We start from the raw sequence: 24,205 nt of genomic DNA, 5'->3' as shown, positions 1-24,205 counted from the left end.
ATGTATAAGAAAAACGAAACTTACGCTATAGGATTAGCGGTAAGCCCCGTTTCACTATCTGATCCTTTAATTGTAGCATACATGTTAAAGCTATTTTCTCGCAAGTCGAACTTTCTGCTGTTCTCCTTGAGATTCGAAGAAATTTTTCACGGACTCATGGTTATTTACATAGTTTTTTAGGTCTTTAAAGCTAATGAATTTTTTATTTTTTTCATCCCAAAGGCGATAATTTAAAGATTTCAAACTTGTCGCAAGTGTAATCGTTGTAGCCTTTTGAAGGTCAGTCGTTTCATTATGGACCTTTTCCAAATTGTAGTTCGGTACTCTCGGGCTTAGATGGTGAACGTGGTGGAAGCCGATATTCCCTGTAATCCATTGAAGAAGCTTTGGAAGCTTGTAGTAAGAACTTCCTTCTACTGCTGCTTGGACATAACTCCACTCTTCTTCATTTTCAAAATAAGAATCCTCAAACTGATGCTGTACGTAGAACAACCAAATTCCTAGTAAACCAGCGATGAAAAAAATCGGTCCTTGGATCATGACAAACGCCTGCCACCCAATTAACCAAGCTAGGAATGCGTAAAGCGCAACGATTGATACATTTGTAACATACGTATTAATTTTTTCCTTTTGTCTAGCCCCTTTACGATTAAAACGATATTCGATTAGAAAAACAGCTACTGGTCCAACACAAAGCATAATAAACGGATTTCGATAGACACGGTATGCAATGCGACGCCAAACAGACGAATTTTTATATTCCTCAACTGTCAGTAACCACATATCACCAGTACCACGTTTATCTAGGTTGCCACTCGTTGCATGGTGAACAGTGTGCGTGTGTTTCCATTGTTGATAAGGAACTAACGTTAGTACACCAGTAATTGTTCCTAATATATCATTAGCCTTACGACTTTTAAAAAACGATTGATGACAGCAATCATGAAATAATATGAACGTTCGCACCATAAATCCAGCTGCCAAAACTAATATTGGCAATGTAAGCAAGTAAGACACTGAAAGACTTAAATAAGCAACATACCATAAGGCTAAAAGTGGACCTAACGTATTAAAAATCTGTATAACGCTCGCCTTTGTATCAATTTTTTCAAATGGCGCAACGTCTTTTTTAAGTTTAGAAATTTTAGATACACTCATTATTTACTCCTCCTTGATTTCATGCTCGAATTATCGTAGCAATTAACAACATTATCACTATACATAGTATAGAAAACTGACTGTCATTTTATAAGGCATAAACGTCAAGTTATGAGGATGACATTTGTCATATAGGACATATTGTTTATTGCATTTATCATTGCTATTTATGAGGCAAACACTAAAAAAATATAAGTGTACTTCCATAAATTACTAGCCTGTAAATCTCTAACAAATTATAGAGACTTGTTCAAGTAAATCCAGCGACAGCCTCTAAAAAGCTGTTTAACGTATGGAGGATTGTAGAAAATTTAGTTCATACAAAAGAGACTGCCCCATAAGTTTCAACTCACCTCGAAGTGATACCTCAATATAGAGTACGCAATCTATATTGAGGAGTCGAAGTGGCTGAAACATTTGGACAGCCTCTAATATTGCTATTCAATTTAGTTTTTTAAAAGATCAATTAATCGAGCAAAGCTCTCTCATTATCGTTTCATTTACTCTTGTTTACGCATGTTTTTGTAGATTAATACACAACTGGTGATAAGCATCCGCCTCATGCTTCATTCCCTTTTCCCGATAAACCTTTGCTAACCATTGTAATGGTTTGCACTCGTTAGGGTTTAATTCCATTTCCCAACTAAAGCACTCTAATGCCTTATCCCATTGTTTAAATTCATAATACAATTCACCGAGTGTTTGCATCTGATCTAAATCGTCATTCAGCCTTTCAATTGTAACCAGTTTTTCAAATAATTGACGTGATTGCTCATTTTCTTTAAATAATTCTAGCCACGTTTTAATATAAGTGATTTCATGTGTTTTCAATAACGACACGACGTATTTTGTAAGAAGCTGCTCAGCACGATCAGGGAACAAGTTAATGACACCATTTAATAAGACATTTAGCATCTTTGGCTCTAAAGAATGAACGCTCACATCCAGCTGTTCTAGGGTTTCTCCTAACAGTTCAATTTGCTTGTTATTCAGCTTGAACTCAGGATTGTTCATCATTTTTAACACTGCATCAATCTTTTCATTGTCTATATATATGGAGAATAAGTCTTGTTGCAACGGTTGGAAACTTGGGATATCGTTCGATAAATTCTCTAAGATCATCAACGAATCACCCTCACTTAAATGTTGCTTAAGTAGTTGTTTGAGCGGAATATAGTAGTTAGTTTTAGGGGTTAATGTTAGTTTTTCTAAGTACAGAGCAATTAAATCAATCCAGCGGTTTTCGTTCTCATAGTGACCTACAAGTTGCTCAAAACATCGCTCATCTTGCTTCTTTGCATATAGTGTTTTTTCCGAAAAAATCAAATCCTTACTAAATAGAGTCCCACTATTTTCACTATACATCTCTGTATATTTAGTAAAACTTCTGTCGCTAGCAAGCGGTTTGACCCAACTGTTTTTTGGTGCAAAGTCCATTAATACACGAACAATTTGGTAGCCCAAAAACATTTGTCCATTACGACGGTATTCATAAAAAGTAGATTGAATTTCAGTAAAGAGTTGTTTTTTTGGAATAAACGATTCAAAGAAGGTTAAAATAAACGCTTTTTCGTGCGGAGTGTATCGTTTCTCTAATTTGCTTAATAATGATTTTACGTTGACCATTTGACAAGGGTGATTTGCGGAAAACAATGCATTGATAAACGGGTGAGGATGGGTAAAAACGAAACCTTTCGTAAAGGCGTGCTCGATGAAGGAGTGGCGACGCAGTTTCGTTGTTTTAAACGCCGTCAGGAAATTGTATTTATAAAAGAACAGATAATAAACCTCTTTTTTTTCAGTAAATGCCTCAATAATTTGCCCTTGCAAATACAGTGAAACTCTTTCAACTTCTAAACGGATCGGCTTTTTATGATCATATAGTAAGAATTGGTCTTCAATCATTCATATACCCCCTATCATTACATCAACTATACCATATTTTAGAAATAAACACATGTCGGCTCGAAACTACTATAAAATCGAAGTTAAAAAGTCGCTGCCTCCCTTTACTTCGCTGTAAAACTCTAACGAATTTTAGAAGCTCGTTCATGGAAAGTAGCGACAATTTCACTTAATTAACTAACGTTTGTTTATATTCATTCGGAGTAATACCAACTACTTTTTTGAAAACTTTGCTAAAGTATTTTTCATTTTGGTAACCTACATTGTAGGCTACTTCATAGATTTTCAAATGTTCATTGGCGAGTAATTCCTTTGCTTTTTCCATACGAATTTTCGTTAAATAATCCGTCAATGTTTCCCCATATTGCTGTTTGAACTTCCTTGAAATATATTCCTTACTTAAGAAAAATCGATCTGCAATTTCTTGAAGATTAATTTCATCCTGGTAATTTGTCCGCAAATATTCTTCAATGTTCTGGATACTATTCTTTTCTTTTTGATATTTTGCCTTTGATAGCATTTTGATTAAATGATGAAATTCATTTCTTTTTTCTTCTTTAAATTTACTAAAAGAAAAGGATCCATCTTCTAACCAATAAGCATTACCTATATAGAAAGGCTCAGAATCAACAATATTGTAATCATGTAACCAGTTTTTCTTTAATTGCTCAAACTCACTTTCCCAATTCGTGATTTGCTCTAATGTTAGATGATTGGCGTGTTCAAAGAGCCTAAAAACTTCATTTAAGTGAGGGTCAATTTGTTCAATATTGCCGCTTTTTATTGCCCACATTAATTCTTGAGAAAAATCAAAAAGAGTAATCATTTTAATTTCACTTAAATCTTTTTCTGTTATCATCATTTTTCGTTTCATTAAATTATGGTTTAAATGAACTTTTTCAGCAGAAATGTAGGCTGACGCTATGTTGCTAGCCTTGCCCCCTAAACAAACTGAGCTGTTAAATTTGAATAACTGATAAAAAATAGAAACGATCTGCTCAGTCATGAACGCTAAATCTTTTTGCTTCCAAAATAGTAACACAAACTCCGAATCCTTTTGAAAATTTCGGAAGCAAACTCCGGCATTATTTTTTCTCATAAGCTGATTACATTTCTTTAAAAACGTTGCTAACATTCCTTCAAGGTCATCAGACAGCTTTTTTTCAAATGGCTTTGTTGAAATAACACCAGCTTGATATTGGACTTTATTGAGATCCACATTGAATTCAGTTTTGACTCTTTTCGTTTCGATAGAATAGTCATCCGAATGCTTCGTAAGTAAGCGAGAAAAGAAATGATCCCAATATAGCGGTTTCGCTTCATCTAGAACCTGAGTTTCTTCGATCCGTGCTTTCCTTATAAGTTCTTGGGCTTGCCATTCCTTTATTGCCTTTTCGATTGTTTCATTTAAAATCTGCGGATCAATCGGTTTTAAAATATAGTCAAAGCTCTTATATTGAATCGCGTTTCTCATGTATTCATAATCTTCGTAGCCACTAATGACAATAGTCGTACTCGGTATATCTGAAGAGTGTAGCCATTTCAATAAAGCAATTCCATCTCTTTTAGGCATGCGCATATCCGTAAAAATAATTTCAGGGCGATGCTCATTGATCAGCTTGATTGCCTCATCTCCATCTTCAGCTTCAAAGATTGTATCAATTCCAAACTTATCCCACTGACCCAATAATAATAATCCTTCACGAACATGTTTTTCGTCGTCAATTATGATCGCTTTCATCTTTATCTCCATCTGCGTTTATTGGTAGTATAATTGTTACTAGAAAACCGCCTTCTTGGCTATTTTCAAGCCACATAGCAGCTTTATTACCATAGTAGAGTTTTAACCGAGTATATATATTCTTTAAGCCGATATTTTCATCGCCCTTACCAACCTTTTTTTCTTGACGAATATGCTGATAAACATCAGCTAGACGACTTTCAGAAATGGAAACACCATTATCGCTAACAATGATATACAAATATTTAGATTGTCGTTTACACTCAATTTTGATTTTCCCTATTCCTTCACGATGATCAAAACCGTGTTTAAAATAATTTTCAACGACTGGTTGTAAGATCATTTTTGGTACTTTAACATTCGTTACTTCGTCGGAAACAGCAATAGAATAATCTAATTGATCCCCAAATCTTTCTTTTTGCAGTAATAGAAACGCTTTAATATAATTAATCTCTTTTATTAATTCAACTGTACTTTCTTCCTGATCAATTCCATACCTCATTATACTTGAAAGTTGCGTAATTAATGTGTATATTTGCGGAACTTGATTTTTTAAAGCGACCGTTCCAATTGATTGTAATGCATTATATAAAAAGTGGGGATTAAGCTGAGATTGTAATACTTTTAGTTGATTTGTCTTATTTTCTATCTCAAGCTTATATTCACGATTAATCAAATGGTTAATTCTCTCTATCATTTTTTTGAATCGTGATCCTAAAATCCCAATTTCATCACTTCCGAATGACTCAAATTGAACTTGCATATTTCCTTCTTCAATTTCTTGAATTTTCTTTAGTAAAATTCGAATTGGCGACGTAATTTTAAACGACACAAATAAAGTCAAAAGAACTGCTAGTATTAAGCCAATGCCACCAACTACAATATTTATTTTAGCTAGTTTAAATGCACTCTCGGACAAGACGGAATTGGAAATCCGCTTTACTAAGACCCACCCACCAGCAGGCTGTGAGAGCCGATCATAAATCATTACTCCGTTAAAATTATCCTCTTGCCAAACCATCTGGCCATTCTCTTCTCCTGTTTCTAGTAATGCCTCAATCCACAGTTGATTTTCGCTTGTCGAGTCTAGATCCTTTATCGAGCTATAAATAATTTCACCGTTGGAAGCTAAAATGAAAAATTCCTCTTTATCTTGGTTATATAGATTTTTACTCAATTCATAGATTCGCTCAGGTGATATCTCCAATGATATATAAGCAAGAATATCAGTAGAAGGAACATTCTTAAATGCTCGATGAATCGTAATTCCTTCTTTAGTTTGTTTCATCGAGGAACTGTATGTTCTTGGCGTTTCAATATACATATTATAAGGACTATCTTTCACTTTCTGGAAAAGTTCTTCGTTATCTGGTTTCCGCTTTTTAGTAAAGACAACGGTAGATTGTTTCGTAGTTGAAATAACCAAATCTTCTTCTGCGAAGGTAATTTCAACCCTTTGAATATAGTCCTCTCCATAAAGGATACCATTAAGTACACCTCTTAGAAGCTCGACTTTAATTAAATTATCATTTTGATATGGGTACTTCATATATGTGATAAAGTCTGCATTATTATACAGATTGAGCGTTAATTTATTCAATCGATTAATATAATTTTCTAAATTAGATTTCCCTTGATATAAAAGATTACTAGTTTCTTGGATCGACTGTTTTTGCAACGAGTCTTTCGTATGAAAATAGGTAATCATAATTGCACTACTAAACGGGACAATTGTAACGACAAGTAAAAGAACGATAAGCTTATTACGAATGCTTTTTTTAATCATAGACTATACTCCTATCTCTTTTACTAAAACTTAAGGCTTACCGTCATACTCATAGGCATTGTAAGTTTAAACTTTTACATTAAGCCACAATCCTAAAAGATTGAAGTATAAGAGAATTATAGCCCACAAGAAACTCAAAAATAAAGGGAAATAAAATAGAGAGCATGCCCAAAGTTAGACATGCTTTCTAATTTTATACTATTAAGTTATTTTAAGTTGTTCCAGTGCTCTTGGAAACGAGTAACTACAGTATCGTAGTCAATTCTATCAGCAGCGTATTCTTGAATTGTTGCTGCAAATTCTTTATTTGCTCCGTCTGGCCACATGAACCATGTCCAAGGGATTGTTTTATTAGCAGTAGAGTACTCTAAAATTGATTGACCTAATGCACCTAATCCACTTGGTTCAATGTTATCAAATGCAGGAATGAACGCAAATTCTTCAGTAATATAACGCTTACCAGTTTCTGAACTTACCATCCAGTTTAAGAATGTTTTTGCTTCATCTAAATGCTCAGAATTCTTATTAAGTACCCAGTTATTCGGAACTCCTACAGGTAAACGATCAGATTTTGCAGCATCGTCGTTAAGGGCGATTGGTAAAAATGCCATATTAATATCTGGATTAATTTCATAAATCATGTTTTCAGTCCAGTTACCTTGTTGTAGCATTGCTGTTTGACCAGATGCAAATAATGTTACTTGTGAGTTGTAATCCGTTGTTAATGGATTAGCGTTTGCAAAGCCGATTTCAGTATCTAGTACTTCTTTGAATTGTTTGAATGCCTCATTACCAACCATTGTTTCAGAACCATCGTATAATCCAGCGATGAACGCTTCTGGATCATCTTGTTGCGCAAATGCAATGTTTAATAAATGTTGACCAATTACCCACCATTCAGCATATCCAGCTGAGAAAGGTGTAATTCCTGCTGCTTCAAGCTTTGCAGCAGCATCTTTCAACTCAGAAATCGTTGCTGGAGGTGTTGTAATTCCAGCTTGCTCAAATAAGTCTTTATTGTAAATGAAGCCATAGCCTTCAAGATTTACAGGCATACCATATAATGTACCGTCTTCATCAGTTGTTGGTACAGCACCGATAGGAAGTAAATTCGCTACCCAAGGCTCATTTGAAAGATCAGCTAAATGTTCTTTCCAAAGCTCTAGCTCTTTAAAACCACCGTTATTAAAGATGTCAGGTTTTTGCCCAGAAGCAAATTTAGCTTTAAGCGCAGCGCCGTAGTCAGCACCTCCACCTACTGTTTCTAGCTTGATTTTAATATTTTGATGCTCTGCTTCAAACTCATTAATTAATTGTTGAAGTTGATCAGCAATTTCAACTTTAAATTGGAACATATTAAGTGTAACAACTTCATCAGTTGCCTTTGGTTCTTCAGTTTTCGGCTTTTCCTCATTCGTACCAGTATCTTTTGTACTTGTGTCATCTGACGAACAACCTACCATAATACCTACACTTACCAATAACATTAAGCAAAACAATAGAAAGCGTTTCATAAAGTCTTGACCCTCCTAATATTTGTTTTATATTGTATAAGTCTTTTGCTACTAACTAATAGCAAAGACGAAATACCTATTTAATAGATCCTGAAGCAATTCCTTTAATAATGTGCTTTTGCAAGAATAGGAAGAATACAATTATTGGCATAATCCCTAGCATTAATGCAGCTAAGCCCATGTCCCACTGCTTTGTATATTGCGCAAAAAATGAACTTGCAGCTAATGGGATCGTTCGTAAATCAGGGTCTTGCAAGACGAGCATCGGTAATAAATAGTCGTTCCAAATCCATAGAGTATTTAAGATGACGACAGTAACGGTAATCGGCTTTAACAATGGGAAGACAATTCTCCAAAATACCCCGAACTGACTGCAACCATCAATTCTTGCTGCCTCTTCAATTTCGAATGGTACTGTTTTTATAAATCCATGAAAAAGGAATAACGATAGTGGAACTCCAAACCCGAAATACATAATAATTAACCCTGGTATACTGTTTACAATTCCTAAGGTTCCTCCTAGCTTCATTAACGGGATCATCACCGTTTGGAATGGGATAACCATTGCGGAAACGAAGAAGATAAAAAGTATCTTACTAAATCTGCCTGGCGTTCTAACCATTTTCCAAGCAGCCATCGATGTAATAACGACAATTCCAATATTACTAGCTACTGTAATAATTAAAGAATTCCAAAATGCTCTTGGGAAATTTATGATGTTCCATACCTTAACATAATTTGAGAATAAGATCTCCTTCGGCCAAGCTGCTGCATCTATTAAAATTTCTGCAAAGCTTTTCACAGAGTTTACTAGAACGAAGTAAAAAGGAATAAGGAAGATGAGTGCTATTAGGATCCCTATGATCTCTAGCATAAGAGTTTTTTTCGTATACTTTTCTCTCATTATGCCTCAACCTCCCTCTTTTTCGTAGTCCAAACTTGAACTGTCGTAAATACAGCCACAATTAAAAAGAATATAATTGATTTCGCTGTTCCTAAACCATAGCGGTGATTTTGGAACGCTTCTTGATAAATGTTAATGGCCACTGACTGAGTAGAGTTGAATGGACCACCGCCAGTTAACGAGATATTTAAATCAAAGATCTTAAATGCCATTGAGATTGTTAAGAAAAAACAAATCGTAAATGCTGGTAAAATTAATGGAATAATGATATTAATCAAGATCCGGAATTTAGACGCTCCGTCTATTTTCGCAGCCTCTAAAATATTGTGATCTACACCTTGTAAGGCAGCAATGTAAATAACCATCATATAACCACTAATCTGCCAAGCAAATACTATAACAATTCCCCAAAATGCTGTCCGCTCATCACCTAACCACGGTAATTGAAAGAACGAAAGTCCAGTTAAGTTTCCAACAGAGGCAAACCCTCTAACAAAGATAAACTGCCAGATAAAACCAAGTAAAAGTCCGCCGATAACATTCGGAATGAAGTATACAGTTCTTAATATATTGCGTGTTTTTAATGCTGAGTTTAATAATAACGCTAAACTAAAACCTATTAAGTTACTAATTATAACAGCTGCAAACATAAATTTTGTTGTAAACATAAAAGAGTTGAAGAAAGCGGTATCACTCGTGAAAATCCTTCGGTAGTTTTCAAACCCGACCCATTCAACAACAGAACTAACTCCATTCCAAGATGTGAAGGAATAATATACACCCATAAAGAAAGGGATGATTTGAATCGTCAAGAAGAATAACAACGCGGGTCCAACAAAGGCCGCATAAGATAATACACTTTTCCATTTTATTTTGCGTTTCGGAACGCTCTCAATCATTCGCTTTGGATCAGCTACTTCAGTCTGTTTAACCGTATTCACTACTTGTCACCGCCTTTTTGTAATCGTTTTCTGCAATCGCTTACTTTTATTATATAGGGTTCTATTTTTTGGAGGGGAGACAATATTGACAAAAATAGGAGACAATTTTAACTCTTTTATTTACTAGAGATTTTGGAGGAATTTAAGTTAAGTAAAATTTGTGAGCATTAAATTTGGATTTAACAGGTCATCCGTCGTATAATCTTATTAGGATATTAGTCCTAGTGCAAAATAATCATCAACGGAGGAAACATCATCATGAGCATATACGATTTTTCAGCAGTAGCTATGAATGGCAGAACAATTTCATTAGAACAATTTAAAGGGAAAGTAGTATTGATTGTTAATACAGCTGGTAGATGTGGATTCACATACCAGTATGAAGATCTACAACGTTTATACGACCGTTATAAGGACAAAGGATTTGTTATCTTAGGATTCCCTTGTAACCAATTCGATAATCAAGAGCCAGATACGAATGAACGAATTCAAACATCTTGCATGCTAAACTACGGGGTCAATTTCCCTTTGTTTCAAAAAACTGATGTGCGCGATGAAAACGCCCATCCACTATTCCAATACTTAACACATGAAAAAGCATTTGAAGGCTTTAATAAATTTCACCCAGTTGCAAAAATCTTAATCCCATTACTTAATGAAAAACACCCAGAGTATCTAGTCAATGACTACTCAATCAAATGGAACTTCACGAAATTCCTAGTTGATGCATCCGGACAAGTGACTAAGCGCATCGAATGTACCACCGACATTATCGATATTGAGCAAGATATCGAACGCTTGTTACAAGAGACAGCGGTGTAAGAGAAACAAGCTATCTGGGGCAGTTCATTATCACTCGGTTTTCGAGGGCAAAACACTACAGAAATCCTACTGAAATCACGCAGATAAAATACTAACATTAATAACACTTACCTCAGAATTGGGTAGTGCTACTATTGTTAGTATTTTTTATTTTAAGTTACCCTTACGTATAGAAGGCTCTACACGAGTGGTTCCACGTTACCTTTACGATCGATCATCTCTGCTGACGGGCAAATTGAGACCTTCCACGTTACCTTTACAAACGATATCATCTTCTGACGGGCACATTGACGCTTCCAACTTTACCTTTAATGACGATATCATCTTCTGACGGGCACATTGACGCTTCCAACTTTACCTTTACTAACGATTTCATCTTCTGACGGGCACATTGACGCTCCCCACGTTACCTTTACAAACGATATCATCTTCTGACGGGCACATTGACGCTTCCAACGTTACCTTTACTGACGATATCATCTTCTGACGGGCACATTGACGCTTCCAACGTTACTTTTACAAACGATATCATCTTCTGACGGGCACATTGACGCCTCCCACGTTACCTTTACTGACGATATCATCTTCTGACGGGCACATTGACGCCTCCCACGTTACCTTTACTAACGATATCATCTTCTGACGGGCACATTGACGCCTCCCACGTGACCTTTACTAACGATATCACCTTCTGACGGGCACATTGACGTCTTCCATGTTACGTACAACTCTACAGTTCATATCAGCTGCTAAAATTCATTTAATAGTTTTTTACCAATCACCAATACACAAGTAACCCGTTACAAGTAAGAACTCGTAACGGGTTTTATCATGTAAATTGCTTTATCACGCTATTTTCCCAACAAAGCGATCACGTACCGCAATAGGTCCGGTAAGGATGATTTGACTTATCAGCAGGTGTACAATAATTTCCTTGCTCTGGTGAATGCGCGTATGGGTTTGAAAGAACAGCGAGTAATCGCTCCATCACGCTGTAATCACCCTGCTCCACTGCAGCATTTAAAGCCTCTTCAACGCGGTGGTTACGAGGGATTACTGTAGGATTGGAGTTTTGCATCAACTGTTGAGAGTCCTCTTTTGTTTCCTCCTGCCTGTTACGCCGCGCCTCCCACAACTTATGCCACTCTGTAAATTCTGTTGTGCCAAACAAGGCTGTATCCTCCGTAGTTTCATATGTTAAGGCCCGAAAGGTATTGGTAAAGTCGGCACGATGATTTTTCATGATAGTAAGGAGTCCTTCAATAATTGCTTCATCCTCTATCTCTTCGTTAAATAGACCAAGCTTAGCCCTCATTCCGTTGAGCCAGTAACGGTTATACACCTCAGTAAAACTTGCGATTGCTTCTTGGGCTATCTTAACTGCTTGCTCTTGATCATCATGCAGTAAAGGTAAAAGCGTCTCGGCAAAACGCGCCAAGTTCCAGCCACCAATTCGTGGCTGATTACCATAGGCATAGCGCCCTTGACGATCAATCGAACTAAATACGGTTGCTGGATCATATTCATCCATAAACGCACAAGGTCCATAGTCAATCGTTTCTCCACTAACCGTCATGTTGTCAGTGTTCATGACTCCATGGATAAAGCCAACGAGTTGCCATTTCGCAATCAATTTCGCTTGGTTTTCTGCTACTTTTTGAAGCAGCACAAGATATCGATTTTCGTCAACTTCAATCTCTGGATAATGCCGCTTAATCGTATAGTCAGCCAAGGCCTGAAGTTCCTCTTTTGTTCCCCAATTTATCGCATATTGAAAGGTTCCAAAGCGGATATGGCTCGCGGCAACTCGGGTAAGAATTGCACCTGGCAGTTCCGTTTCTCTAATTACGAACTCCCCCGTTGTCACTACGGCTAAACTACGGGTAGTCGGAATCCCAAGCGCATGCATCGCTTCGCTAATAATATATTCACGTAGCATCGGTCCCAGTGTCGCTTTCCCATCACCACCACGCGAAAATGGTGTTCGCCCTGAACCTTTTAGTTGAATATCAAAGCGTGCACCATCTGGCGTAATTTGTTCACCAATTAGTACTGCACGACCATCGCCTAGCATATTAAAGTGGCCAAATTGATGACCTGCGTATGCTTGAGCAAGTGGTAATGCACCTTCTGGAACCTCGTTTCCAGCGAAGACAGCTACATTGTCTTCATTTTGTAGTGCCTTACCGTTCAACCCCAAAGATGTTGCCAACGGCTGATTAAGGATAACCAACTTCGGTTCGCTCACAGAGTCCGGGTTTTGCCTTGCAAAAAATGAATTAGGCAAACTAGCGTAACTATTGTCTATATTCCAACCTGTTGCTTTTGTTTCTTTTTTCTCTGTCATCGTATCACCTTTTCTTTTAATGGCTTTTTTTCTATATTTATGACCTTATGTATCCCAACAATGTACAATTTAATAAACTATTTATTAGGTTTTGCTTCAGTAAATTTATTATACCTTAGGGATTATTCTATAGAAATTTATAAGCCTCTAATGACTCTCGGTTTGCCAGCTTTTCAATTTCACATCAATTAGTTGTAGCTATGTTTTTTTCAAAGTATTATAAAAGGGATCAAACTCAACAAATCAACAAGGCTATGTTTTTTTCAAAGTAATAGAAATTTAAGACATCCGTACAGCTAGGATTACTTCTATGTAATTAGATGTTTCAAACTCAAGTCATCGTAAAGGAGACAGGAAAATGGTTGGTTTAGCATTGCTCGGCGCCTGGCATGTTCATACAAAAGGCTTTGTAGAGGAAGCTCTTAATACAGGGATGGCACAATTAAAGGTTGTTTGGGATGATGATCAAGAAAGAGGTATATCATTTGCTGAAGAATTTGGCGTGCCTTATGAAGTAGATTTAAACAAAGTTCTAGCTAATCCAGAAGTAGATGCGGTGATTGTAGAGTGTGCAACTACAAAGCACAAAGAGGTTATTATTAAAGCAGCAAACGCAGGAAAGGATATTTTTTCAGATAAAGCTTTAGCACTTTCTGTAGCTGATTGTTTAGACATTAAGAACGCTGTCGAGGAAAATCAGGTTAAGTTTATGGTGTCATTGGAATCGAAAACTATAGGTGCTTATCGTTACGCTAAACAATTAGTTGACGAAGGTAAACTCGGAAAAGTAACTTCTGTTTATTTTAGACGGGTTCATCAAGCTGCGATAGATAAAGACATGCTCCCAGCCTACTGGTTTAATCCTACGGAAACGGGCGGTGGGGTTACATTAGATTTAGGTTGTCATGGCCTTTATCTTTTACAACATTTTTGCGGAACCCCTAAAAAGGTTACATCCATAATGAACGAACTTTATGGAACTGGCAGTGATGAAAACTCCACGACTGTCATTGAATTTGCGAATGGTGCAATAGGTACTGCTCATACCTCTTTTGTTGCCTATCAACTTGACAACATGTTAGAGATCATTGGTACAGAAGGGATATTGGTCATTTCAGGTGCTCACAATTTCAGAGTATTGTTACAATCCAAACATGTACCCGGTCATGAATCGCTCTCACCAGTTGAAAATGAATTACACCCCACCGATACTGAGTTACCAAGCGCCCAATTTGTTAGGCTCGTAGCATCAGACAACTTGCAAAGCTTGCCTGACTTCGACATTAATAAGGCTATCTCCTTAACCCGTCTTATCGAATGCGCCTATCAATCGGCAAAAGAACAGAAAACGGTGCTGTATTAAGCAGATTCGTATCAAGTGCAATATTACCTCATATAAAATATAGCTAAAGGAACAAGCAACGACGCTTGTTCCTTCTTAATAAATGTCTGTAGATGACTTTAGTGTTTTTCTCAATAATTATCTGTCATTGACATTTTTATTAACTTTCCTTCTCATCGAGTGTAACATTGGGGTAAAATATTTTGCCCAAAATTTATTCGCATATAGATTGGCTGTTTCAAAATCAACATGAATATATGGTACTTTAGCTGCTCTACAATGATCTGCTGCATGCTTCAATAGCTTTATACCTATTTTTTTATTTCTATATTCAGCTTTAATGTACGCACCAATTTCATCAATTAGAACGCAGTTTTTCACAGACAAATCTATGAAGTTATTTCTTTCGCTAATACTTAAATTCATAAAGCCAATGGCAATCTCTTGCTCCCATGCAATAAATACCGTATTCTTTGTGATTATTTCTTTAATCTCTTCGATAGTAACCTCATCTCTTTTTAAAAATAAAGGAGCTGAAGCATAGTATTCATTTGACTCACTTACAAGCTCAGATAATACACCGACATCTTCAAGCGATGCTGCTTTAATCTCGTATTTGGTTTCCTCGCTATAGTTAATATCACAGTTATTCATGGCATCGATCAAATAAGATCCGTATCCTAATTCAAATAATATTGCTTTTAGTTTTAGATCATTAAAGAATATCGTCCACATATGATTAAAAATATTTTGATTAACCCATTGCTGTGAGATGCTTTTGTACCCACGAACGACACTTCCGTTAAAATATATATTCAGGAAAAAAATCTAAAAATTGACATTAGTTCACGATCTAATGTATTATCAACTTAAGTGTTAGATGACTATCAAATATCGGTGATATAAAGGAAGTGGCCTATGTCTTTATCTGCAAATAAATTAAATACACAGTTGACCTATCGATCGAGACCGATTATTGATTTTATGCACGCTCTGTATATATACGGCAACCTTGAAGAGGGTAAGGAACTTTTCAGTAATAGAGGAATGGAATTGGATAGAGAAGTCCTTGAAATGATGGATCACATTGATCAAAATTTATCAGCGTTTGTAAAACAGGAAATAAACACGCTAAGTTACTTAGGAATCGTTGATTGCTTACTCATCGGCCTTATCTCTGACTATGAAGATTTAGAAACAACTGAAGACTATTTTAAATTAATGAAGTGTATTTCTCTTGAGGAGTTTTTCCAATATATCGGTGGTTTCTTCTTGAGTAGTTATTACTCTGGTTCACATGAAGGTTGGCGTGATGTTAAGCATTCGATTACCTATATGAGAGACTATATTGAAGCCTTAGAAGGTATAGAAACAATTCTTCAAAATCAAATGGTTGAACTGTTTGAAGAACCTGAAGAAACAAAGATGAGAGTATGTTATGCCATCGAGCAATTTTATAAAAAAGGCTATCGACAGTATGAAGACTATGTCATTGCTAAGTCAAAACAAGTTGGCACCGACTATATGAAACTACTAGTAGAAGATCCGAAGCAATTTATTGAAATTAATTTGAAGCATGCCTCTTTAAACGGAACACCACCATTTAAATTTGATCAATATACGATTTACATTTCTTACATGCAGCAGTTTGGTTATACGATCCTAGCCAACCATTCGCTAGCAGATCCAAACGGCACAATTAGTATTGGCTGTAAAAATATCGAATTTCATAAAAGTAAAAGCATCCTAGCTAATTTTGATAAGTTCTTAAAAATCATCACTGATCCTACTCGCTTCAAAATTATGACCTATGTTGGCAAAGACTCTTGGTATGTTCAGGCGCTTGCCAAGGAATTGACTTTGACACCAGCGACAATACACTATCATCTAGAAACGTTACATGCCCTTGATATTGTTAATTCAACCAAGGATGGAAACAAGGTTATGTACGAACTTAACAGAAAAGTGACTAAACAATACTTAGACTATTTAAATAAGCAAATTTTAAATTAATGGAGGTAACAAAATGAACAAAATAGAAGCAAACAAACAGGCATGGGGATTATTGTCAGAGGATCACTACAATCATTTCAAAAAGAAGTTTATTGAAAATAGCTACGATCTAAATCCAATCGTAAAAAAGGAACTAGGCGACATCACGGGTAAAAAAGTTCTGCATCTGCAATGTAATACTGGTGCTGACACGATTATGCTAGCAAAAATGGGCGCAACTGTCACAGGTGTAGATTTAGTTCCTGACAATGTCCATTTCGCTAAGCAATTAGCTAACGATTTAGGTGTTGAAAATGTCGATTTTATTGAATCAGATATTATGGAGCTTATGGAGAATCATGAAGGTAAATATGACGTCGTATTCACTTCTGATGGAGCAATTGGTTGGTTGCCAGATTTAAATAAATGGGGAAAAACAGTTAAGTATTTCTTAAAAGATGACGGCTTCTTTTACGTACACGATAGCCATCCCTTCCTATTAAGCTTTGATGAAGAAAAAATCAAAAAAGGCGTTCTTGATTTAATATATCCATACTTTGATAATGAAGCAGATGTGTCAACAACGATTGGCGGTTATGCTTCTGATCCGAAAGAAGCGAAAAACTACTTTTGGATGTTCACATTAAGTAAATTAATCAATGCTTTATCTCAAGCAGACTTATTTATTGAGTATTTGATTGAACACGATCGCTGTGCCCCAGGAATGGGTGGAACATCAACGGATGAAAATGGACTTAGATACTTTCCAGAATTTGAAGGTAAGTTACCTTTAGTATTTAGTTTAAAGGCAACGCCAAGATAAGTGTGAAAGCCATTAGATGAAAATGTCTAATGGCTTTTTTGCGGGAAAAAGTTTTCGGTCGAGTTCTTGAGTGACCCTCTTATACAGGAAATTGAAACAGCTAAGCGACAGAAGTCGGCCGATTTTTTCATTCAAGTTTGAGCTCAGTTCTTGAGAAAATAAATTACAATCGTGGAACTAGATCGTTTATTCTACTCCCTATCCCAAAATCGCCGACGAGCAATAGCAGAGATAAATTCTTTACTGAAGTTTCGGTTGTTTGCGGCAAAAACCACTCCTGCTAAGTTGCTATCTTCTGATGGATGAATATAAGACTGTCCAGTCGTTGCAATTCCAAGCGGTTTGTAATTTTTGTAGGCTCCATGGATAAATTCTGTGATGTACCTGTCGAATACTACTTGGTTCTCCGTTTGCCCACCAACGACATAGAACGAGTCAAAAAGAACATGATTAGTTGCGAGAAACGTTTTATCAACCTTGATTTTAGTGCCATCTGCATCTGTGACAGTACCGAGCTTTGCACTTACGACATCGACAAATACTCCATATTGGCTAAGAGTGTTAATCACTTCCCTTACCTCTTTGCCATTAAAGCCATTTCCAATTAAAACAGCTACCCTTAATGAAAAAGCATAATGAGGTGTATTCGCTTGGCTTAGTGCCGGTGAAGAACTAGTAACATTGACATGGTGTCCACTTGGCGGGTTCACCCCAACATGATCTGCAATCATTGTCGCCATTTCTTTATCAACATTGCTAAACATATCGACGACTTGCTGGCGGATCGATACACGTTCTACGTTGGCAAGTTCGAAGCTAAAGGCTTCAATAATATGCTGCTTCTCCACAGGTGACATACTGTTCCAAAACAACCTCGCTTGTGAGAAGAAGTCTTTAAAAGAATCACTGCTTGCTTTTACTTTACGCCCTTGAACTTCCTCTGGATAATGCTCAAATCCCCCTTGTTCAGGTGGCGTAGGACCTGGGGTATTACCTGCAATTGAATTTCTAAAGTAGTTGACTTGGTCAACATCAATTCGGTATCTACTAAAGCCATCGCGCTGGTTATTATGAAATGGACATAAAGAGCGGTTAATCGGGATGTCTGGGTAATTCGAGGTCCCTAGACGATGCAGTTGTGTAATTTTATATGTGAACGTCCTTCCTTGTAAGATCGGATCATCGGTAAAATTAATTCCAGGAACAAGATTTGTAACATCAAAAGCCACTTGCTCTGTCTCAGCAAAGAAATTATCAACATTTCGATTTAAGGTCATTTTCCCCATTATTTCTACAGGGACAACTTCCTCAGGCCATAGCTTTGTTGGGTCTAGTACATCAAATTCAAATTTATATTCATCCTCTTCAGCAATGATCTGGACGCCGAACTCAAAGACAGGAAAAGCACCACGTTCAATCGCATCTCTAAGATCCCGCCGATGAAAATCTGGGTCAACCCCACCAATAATATCTGCTTCCTCCATTAAAAAAGAATGAACACCAAGGATCGGCTTCCAATGAAATCTCACAAAGCTCGCTTGCCCATCTTCATTTTCAAATCGGAATGTGTTCACCGCAAAACCTTCCATCATTCTCCAGCTTCTCGGAATCGCTCGGTCTGACATCGCCCACATCACAAAGTGAGCTGATTCTTGATTATTCGCAACAAAATCCCAAAAATTATCATGTGCTGCAGAAGCTGTTGGCATATCATTATGCGGTTGAGGTTTTAGTGCGTGTTGCGAATCAACAAATTTAAATGGGTCATGAACAATGAATACCGGAAAAGGTAATCCTAATAAATCGTAATTGCCCTCTTCTGTATAAAATTTGACGGCAAAACCTCTTACATCTCGTGCCGTATCCTTGGACCCTTTACCTCCTTGTACAGTTGAAAAACGAACAAAAACAGGGGTCGTTGAGCCAGGTTCCTGCAGAAAGGATGCTTTTGTGTGCTTTTTCATTGATTTATACAATTCAAATTCGCCATGAACACCAAAACCTCTTGCATGAACAACCCTTTCCGGTATTCGTTCTGTATCAAAATTCATCTGTTTCTGGAAAAAATGAAAGTCCTGCATCAGTATAGGGCCACGATCTCCAGCTTTTAACGTATTCTCATTATTGGCAACCTTTAGTCCTTCATTTGTCGTAAGTCTTTTCCCGGTATTTTGAATACGAAACTTTTCTAACTGTTCATTTTTCCGATTACCGTCGACTTTCTTGTTATCTCTTGATGACTGATCCATATATGCACCTACCCTAGCATTTGATGTTTAACACATCTATATATATGTAAATTTTGTTTGGCTATAGACCAACAACTTACTAGATGGTTTGTTATCTTTTTTACTATCATTCATAAATATCTTATGTTTCAACTTCTATATGCTTGGATAGAAGTATATATAATAGTATGTTAATCTCCACTAAATCTTAGATTGGAAGAAGGTTGAGCTCGTTGCATCAAACAATTAAACTTTAAGTCTTTATTTCTTTCAATTCGCGAAAAAATTAATTATAATAATAATGTAATAATTATTATTATCTAGATTGTAAGTTTCTTACGACTAGGCGCATAATTATTAACAAATTTATTTTGAAGGGGAGAAGAAAAATGGATGCTAAAGAAAATGCAAACATTGGAAAATGCCCGTTTAACCACGGAGGTGCTACTAGCAACAGTTCTAGTGGTACGTCAAATCGAGACTGGTGGCCAAACCAGTTGAACTTGAATATTCTACATCAACATGACAGAAAGTCTAACCCAATGGGAGAAGACTTTAACTATGCAGATGAATTTAAAAAATTAGATTACGATGCTTTAAAACAGGATCTTTACAACCTAATGACAGACAGTCAAGATTGGTGGCCTGCTGACTATGGACATTATGGACCATTCTTTATCCGGATGTCATGGCACGCTGCAGGTACATATCGTACAGGTGATGGCCGTGGTGGTGCTGGAACTGGAAACCAGCGATTTGCCCCACTTAACAGCTGGCCTGACAACGGGAATCTAGATAAAGCACGACGCCTGTTGTGGCCAATTAAGCAAAAGTATGGAAACAAGATCTCTTGGGCTGACTTACTCGTGCTTGCAGGGAATGCTGCGATTGAATCAATGGGTGGTAAGACATTTGGTTTTGGAGCAGGACGTGCAGACGTTTGGCATCCAGAAGAAGACATCTATTGGGGTAATGAAACAGAATGGCTAGGCGATAAACGTTACTCAGGTGACCGTGAGCTTGAAAATCCGCTTGCTGCCGTTCAAATGGGTCTTATCTATGTAAATCCAGAAGGTCCAAACGGTAAACCAGATCCGATTGCAAGTGCTCGTGACATCCGCGAAACCTTTGCGCGTATGGGGATGAACGATGAAGAAACAGTGGCACTAATTGCTGGCGGCCATACGTTTGGTAAGGCACATGGTGCAGGAGATGCGGCTCACGTTGGTCCAGATCCAGAAGCTGCTCCAATTGAAGCACAGGGCTTTGGTTGGCTAAGCACACATGGCAGTGGTAAAGGTCGTGACACTATTACTAGCGGTATTGAAGGAGCATGGACTGCTAACCCAACACAATGGGATAACGGTTATTTTGAATTATTATTCGGCTATGAATGGTGGCTTACTAAGAGTCCTGCTGGTGCGTGGATCTGGCATATTGTAGATCCTGATGAAAAGCACTTAGCCCCAGATGCAGAAGATCCATCAATTAAGGTTCCAACAATGATGACAACTGCTGATATGGCATTGCGTTATGATCCAGAGTACGAAAAGATTTCTCGTCGCTTCTATGAAAATCCAGAAGAGTTTGCAGATGCATTCGCTCGCGCATGGTTCAAATTATTGCACCGTGACATGGGGCCGAAAGCAAGATATCTTGGTCCAGAAGTTCCAGAAGATGATTTAATTTGGCAAGATCCTGTACCATCTGTTGATTATGATTTAACAGATGCTGAAATAGCAGAGCTTAAAGCTAAGATCCTAAATTCAGGACTTTCAATTAGCGAGCTAGTAACGACTGCTTGGGCTTCAGCTAGTACGTTCCGTGGCTCAGATAATCGTGGTGGCGCGAATGGTGCCCGCATCCGTCTTGCTCCACAAAAGGATTGGGAAGTTAACCAACCAGAACAACTTTCAAAAGTGTTAGCTGTCTTTGAAGACATTCAAAATCAATTAGATAAAAAAGTCAGCATGGCTGATTTGATTGTACTAGGCGGTAGTGCCGCAATAGAAAAAGCTGCACGCGTTGCAGGCTTTGATGTTACTGTTCCATTTGCTCCTGGACGTGGCGATGCCACACAAGAGCAAACCGATGTCGAAGGCTTTGAAGTGCTTGAGCCGATCGCTGATGGATTCCGTAACTATCAGAAGAAAGAGTATAGTGTAAGTGCTGAAGAGCTCCTAGTAGACAAGGCACAACTCTTAAACCTTACTGCACCAGAAATGACTGCACTTGTTGGCGGTATGCGTGTTCTAGGTACAAACTACGGTGGTACTGGGCACGGTGTATTCACTGATACTGTAGGTACACTTACGAACGACTTCTTTGTTAACTTGCTTGACATGGGAGTAGCATGGAGACCTGTAAACGGTAGCGTTTTTGAAGGACGTGATCGCAAGACAGGTGAAGTCGTGCGCACTGCGACTAGAGTTGACCTTGTATTCGGTTCTAACTCCGTCCTACGTGCTATAGCAGAAGTCTATGCTCAAGACGATAACAAAGAAAAGTTTGTCCGTGACTTTGTCGCTGCCTGGGTAAAGGTCATGAACGCAGATCGCTTCGACCTTAGCCAGACTGAATTAAAGAAAGCTCAATTAACAAGTAAATAACTATAAGAGAAAACCGCCGTCAGTTTATCTGATGGCGGTTTTGTTTTTTCAAGTATTTAGATTTCTTGTTTTCGTATCTATTTCTTCTTAAAGTACACGATTACACCAATAACAATGGCAATAATCCACACTAAGGGATTAAAAAGAAGCGATAACACTACTGCTATAACTGTAAAACCAAAATATACAATTAGAAAAACTGCTAATAAGCCTAATACGGCCGTTACAAGTTGTATCATAAAAAAACCTCACAATTTACTATTTATTAGTTAGTATAATCTAGTAAAGACATTCTATTATTCTATAGCCTTTGATTTACTAATACAATAAACTTTTAAAAAGGCTTTGAATAATCTTAGTGGACGTTTTTACTTTTTGGGGAAAATGAACCTGTAAACTGTCCCTTTGTCTAGAATTAAAAGTATGGGAGTTCCCCCATTGCTTCTAAGAGCGGGCACTCCCCTAGCATTTTATTCATATTTTCCTTCATGCCAATTCCAGTGTTTGATTTCTCCTAAATACCCACTATGAATTTCTTGGAGCTCTTTCAATTGCAGTAACTCCTTTACAGGTCCAGTCACGACGGCGCCGTAGGCTTGAAAGCCATTTTCTTTAAGGTAATCGTAGCGCTCTTGTAAATATGAAGTTCCTAGCAATTGCTCTGCAAGCTTTTTGTCCTTATTCAACATCATTTCAATGTTGCTTAACATGGCTCCTTGGCTCTCTTCTATAGTATTTAAAGTGAGTGTGTTAATCCTATATCCGCTTTTAAATTCTGTATCAATTACTCTTGCACCTGCTAGACCCCAAGGTTGGTATAAGCCAATAGAATTGTCCCCACCACCCCAAACGCCTTCGGTAAATTGCTTTAACTCACCCATATACAAAGGCATCCAAAGGACATCAAGATCGTATGGTTCTAACAGCTGTAGCAATTGCTCTGGTGAGTAATAAGCATTTGTTGAAAACGCTAAGTCAGCGACGTTTCCCTCATGGATTTTTTCTAATGTATCCCACACATCAAAAGACTGATTGCCAATTAATTTAGCCCCTGAAATTGGATCTATCGGTAAATAGAAGCTAAACCTTTCACTTCCATTTTCATAAGGATATGCTCGTGTCAACTCTGAGTGAGTCATTCCTGTGAAAATTGGTTTTGTTAGTTGTAAATGTGATACAACATAGCTATTCTTTCCGATTGTTCGCTCCAAGGGTATTTCCATCTTTTGAGTTAAAAAAGGGGTAATTTCCTTTTTCTTCACTGCAAATATTTCACTCGACACCTCTGGATATGTCCAATCTATCGATAGTGTTTGATACAATTCCACTCGATCTCCAGTTTTTGATAACGAATGATAACTTATTGTGACAACCATCATATAAGCCCAGTATAATAAGAACACCGCAACTAACACTCTAATAATCTTAAAAGTTAATCTAAATGAAAAGCGACTTTTATATTTTTTTAATATTTGTTTTTCTTTTTCTTCATTCCATTCCACCATCTCCACACTCCTTTTTAAAAGTTCTTCCCTAATCGTTCAGCAAGCTGCTTAAATCTTTTTCTTGCACGATGTAACGTCACTTTTACTTGTTCAGCCGAAAGCTCTAATGTTTCACTAAGCTCCTCATAGGAAAATTGCTGTTGTTCTCTTAAATAGAGAATTGATCGGTACTGTTCGGGGAGTAGCTTCATAATATCTTCAACCTCTTCTTTTCTTTGTTTAGCCATTACCTCCTCCTCCGGAACACCGTAAGGACTAGGAAGATCGTTTAATCCCGTAATTTGCTCGAGAAAGGGAACCCATTTCCAACGCTGTCGCTTGCGCCACTCATCCATATAAGCATTCCGCGCAACCTTATATATCCAGCTTTTGACTTGTTCGTTTTCATAAAGATCTAGTGATAGTGCAGCACGGTAAAAGGTTTCCTGAACAAGCTCTTCAGCAATAAAGTGAGAGCCTGATATCTTTAACAAATAATAATAGAGAGGTTCTGCATAAGCCAAAAATAAAATTTCTAGCTCATTAATCTTTTGTTTTTTCACATTGTTCCCCCTCTCCATTATTAAAACGTCCGACCAAAAGAAATGT

General features: G+C 37.3%; 18 protein-coding genes. 5 read left to right on the top strand and 13 right to left on the bottom strand.

What is annotated here, in order from left to right; all coding sequences use genetic code 11:
- Positions 1–90: 90 nt before the first annotated feature.
- From desA to ACK4M9_RS12320, 7 genes are all read right to left on the bottom strand, one after another.
- Positions 91–1,158: a Delta(5) desaturase DesA gene (gene desA, locus ACK4M9_RS12350; protein WP_409850843.1), complete on the bottom strand. Its 1,068-nt coding sequence runs from the start codon at positions 1,156–1,158 to the stop codon at positions 91–93.
- Between the two features lie 510 nt (positions 1,159–1,668).
- Positions 1,669–3,063, bottom strand: coding sequence for a tetratricopeptide repeat protein (locus ACK4M9_RS12345; RefSeq protein WP_409850840.1), 1,395 nt, complete (start codon positions 3,061–3,063; stop codon positions 1,669–1,671).
- Between the two features lie 169 nt (positions 3,064–3,232).
- A complete protein-coding gene (locus tag ACK4M9_RS12340; RefSeq protein ID WP_409850837.1) occupies positions 3,233–4,804 on the bottom strand; it encodes a response regulator transcription factor in 1,572 nt (523 codons plus the stop codon).
- Positions 4,785–6,590: a cache domain-containing sensor histidine kinase gene (locus ACK4M9_RS12335; protein ID WP_409850834.1), complete on the bottom strand. Its 1,806-nt coding sequence runs from the start codon at positions 6,588–6,590 to the stop codon at positions 4,785–4,787. Before ACK4M9_RS12335 ends, ACK4M9_RS12340 begins: the two co-directional genes overlap by 20 nt.
- A 206-nt stretch (positions 6,591–6,796) precedes the next feature.
- On the bottom strand, positions 6,797–8,104 hold the full coding sequence (locus ACK4M9_RS12330; RefSeq protein WP_409850830.1) for an ABC transporter substrate-binding protein: 1,308 nt from the start codon (positions 8,102–8,104) through the stop codon (positions 6,797–6,799).
- A 76-nt stretch (positions 8,105–8,180) separates the two neighbouring features.
- The gene (locus ACK4M9_RS12325) at positions 8,181–9,008 is read right to left on the bottom strand and encodes a carbohydrate ABC transporter permease (RefSeq protein WP_409850827.1); all 828 of its coding nucleotides are present in this window, start codon (positions 9,006–9,008) and stop codon (positions 8,181–8,183) included.
- Positions 9,008–9,907, bottom strand: coding sequence for a carbohydrate ABC transporter permease (locus ACK4M9_RS12320; protein ID WP_409850881.1), 900 nt, complete (start codon positions 9,905–9,907; stop codon positions 9,008–9,010). The genes ACK4M9_RS12325 and ACK4M9_RS12320 overlap by 1 nt, the downstream gene beginning before the upstream one ends.
- Before the next feature lie 300 nt (positions 9,908–10,207).
- Here ACK4M9_RS12320 and ACK4M9_RS12315 point away from each other — a divergent pair, with 300 nt between their 5' ends.
- Positions 10,208–10,771: a glutathione peroxidase gene (locus ACK4M9_RS12315; protein ID WP_409850824.1), complete on the top strand. Its 564-nt coding sequence runs from the start codon at positions 10,208–10,210 to the stop codon at positions 10,769–10,771.
- Positions 10,772–11,642: 871 nt separating this feature from the next.
- Here ACK4M9_RS12315 and ACK4M9_RS12310 read toward each other — a convergent pair.
- Entirely contained in the window at positions 11,643–13,118 is a 1,476-nt protein-coding gene (locus ACK4M9_RS12310; RefSeq protein ID WP_409850822.1) for a protein adenylyltransferase SelO, read from the bottom strand.
- 358 nt (positions 13,119–13,476) lie between these two features.
- Between ACK4M9_RS12310 and ACK4M9_RS12305 the strand changes: the two genes are divergently transcribed.
- A complete protein-coding gene (locus ACK4M9_RS12305) occupies positions 13,477–14,481 on the top strand; it encodes a Gfo/Idh/MocA family protein (RefSeq protein ID WP_409850820.1) in 1,005 nt (334 codons plus the stop codon).
- A 117-nt stretch (positions 14,482–14,598) separates the two neighbouring features.
- Here the strand turns inward: ACK4M9_RS12305 and ACK4M9_RS12300 are convergent, their stop codons facing one another.
- Positions 14,599–15,126, bottom strand: coding sequence for a GNAT family N-acetyltransferase (locus ACK4M9_RS12300; protein WP_409850817.1), 528 nt, complete (start codon positions 15,124–15,126; stop codon positions 14,599–14,601).
- Positions 15,127–15,378: 252 nt separating this feature from the next.
- Between ACK4M9_RS12300 and ACK4M9_RS12295 the strand changes: the two genes are divergently transcribed.
- On the top strand, positions 15,379–16,473 hold the full coding sequence (locus ACK4M9_RS12295) for an ArsR/SmtB family transcription factor (RefSeq protein WP_409850814.1): 1,095 nt from the start codon (positions 15,379–15,381) through the stop codon (positions 16,471–16,473).
- Positions 16,474–16,486: 13 nt separating this feature from the next.
- Positions 16,487–17,275 (top strand): class I SAM-dependent methyltransferase, encoded by a 789-nt coding sequence (locus ACK4M9_RS12290; RefSeq protein WP_409850811.1) that lies wholly within the window; start codon positions 16,487–16,489, stop codon positions 17,273–17,275.
- A 191-nt stretch (positions 17,276–17,466) separates the two neighbouring features.
- On the opposite strand, the gene ACK4M9_RS12285 is transcribed toward ACK4M9_RS12290, so the two are convergent.
- Entirely contained in the window at positions 17,467–19,524 is a 2,058-nt protein-coding gene (locus tag ACK4M9_RS12285; protein ID WP_409850807.1) for a catalase, read from the bottom strand.
- A 368-nt stretch (positions 19,525–19,892) separates the two neighbouring features.
- Between ACK4M9_RS12285 and katG the strand changes: the two genes are divergently transcribed.
- The gene (gene katG, locus ACK4M9_RS12280) at positions 19,893–22,112 is read left to right on the top strand and encodes a catalase/peroxidase HPI (RefSeq protein ID WP_409850805.1); all 2,220 of its coding nucleotides are present in this window, start codon (positions 19,893–19,895) and stop codon (positions 22,110–22,112) included.
- Between the two features lie 77 nt (positions 22,113–22,189).
- Here the strand turns inward: katG and ACK4M9_RS12275 are convergent, their stop codons facing one another.
- The 3 genes from ACK4M9_RS12275 to ACK4M9_RS12265 all read right to left on the bottom strand — a co-directional run bounded on the left by ACK4M9_RS12275 (position 22,190) and on the right by ACK4M9_RS12265 (position 24,159).
- Positions 22,190–22,351 (bottom strand): hypothetical protein, encoded by a 162-nt coding sequence (locus ACK4M9_RS12275; protein ID WP_409850803.1) that lies wholly within the window; start codon positions 22,349–22,351, stop codon positions 22,190–22,192.
- Between the two features lie 231 nt (positions 22,352–22,582).
- A complete protein-coding gene (locus ACK4M9_RS12270) occupies positions 22,583–23,617 on the bottom strand; it encodes an anti-sigma factor (RefSeq protein ID WP_409850801.1) in 1,035 nt (344 codons plus the stop codon).
- A gap of 14 nt (positions 23,618–23,631) precedes the next feature.
- Positions 23,632–24,159: a sigma-70 family RNA polymerase sigma factor gene (locus ACK4M9_RS12265; protein WP_409850799.1), complete on the bottom strand. Its 528-nt coding sequence runs from the start codon at positions 24,157–24,159 to the stop codon at positions 23,632–23,634.
- Positions 24,160–24,205: the final 46 nt, after the last annotated feature.

The sequence above is a fragment of the Anaerobacillus sp. genome (genome assembly GCF_046314235.1).
In the GTDB taxonomy this organism is placed as follows: domain Bacteria; phylum Bacillota; class Bacilli; order Bacillales; family Anaerobacillaceae; genus Anaerobacillus.
The sequence above is the reverse complement of the archived record's forward strand: the minus strand, read 5'-3'. Positions and strand labels throughout refer to the sequence as shown.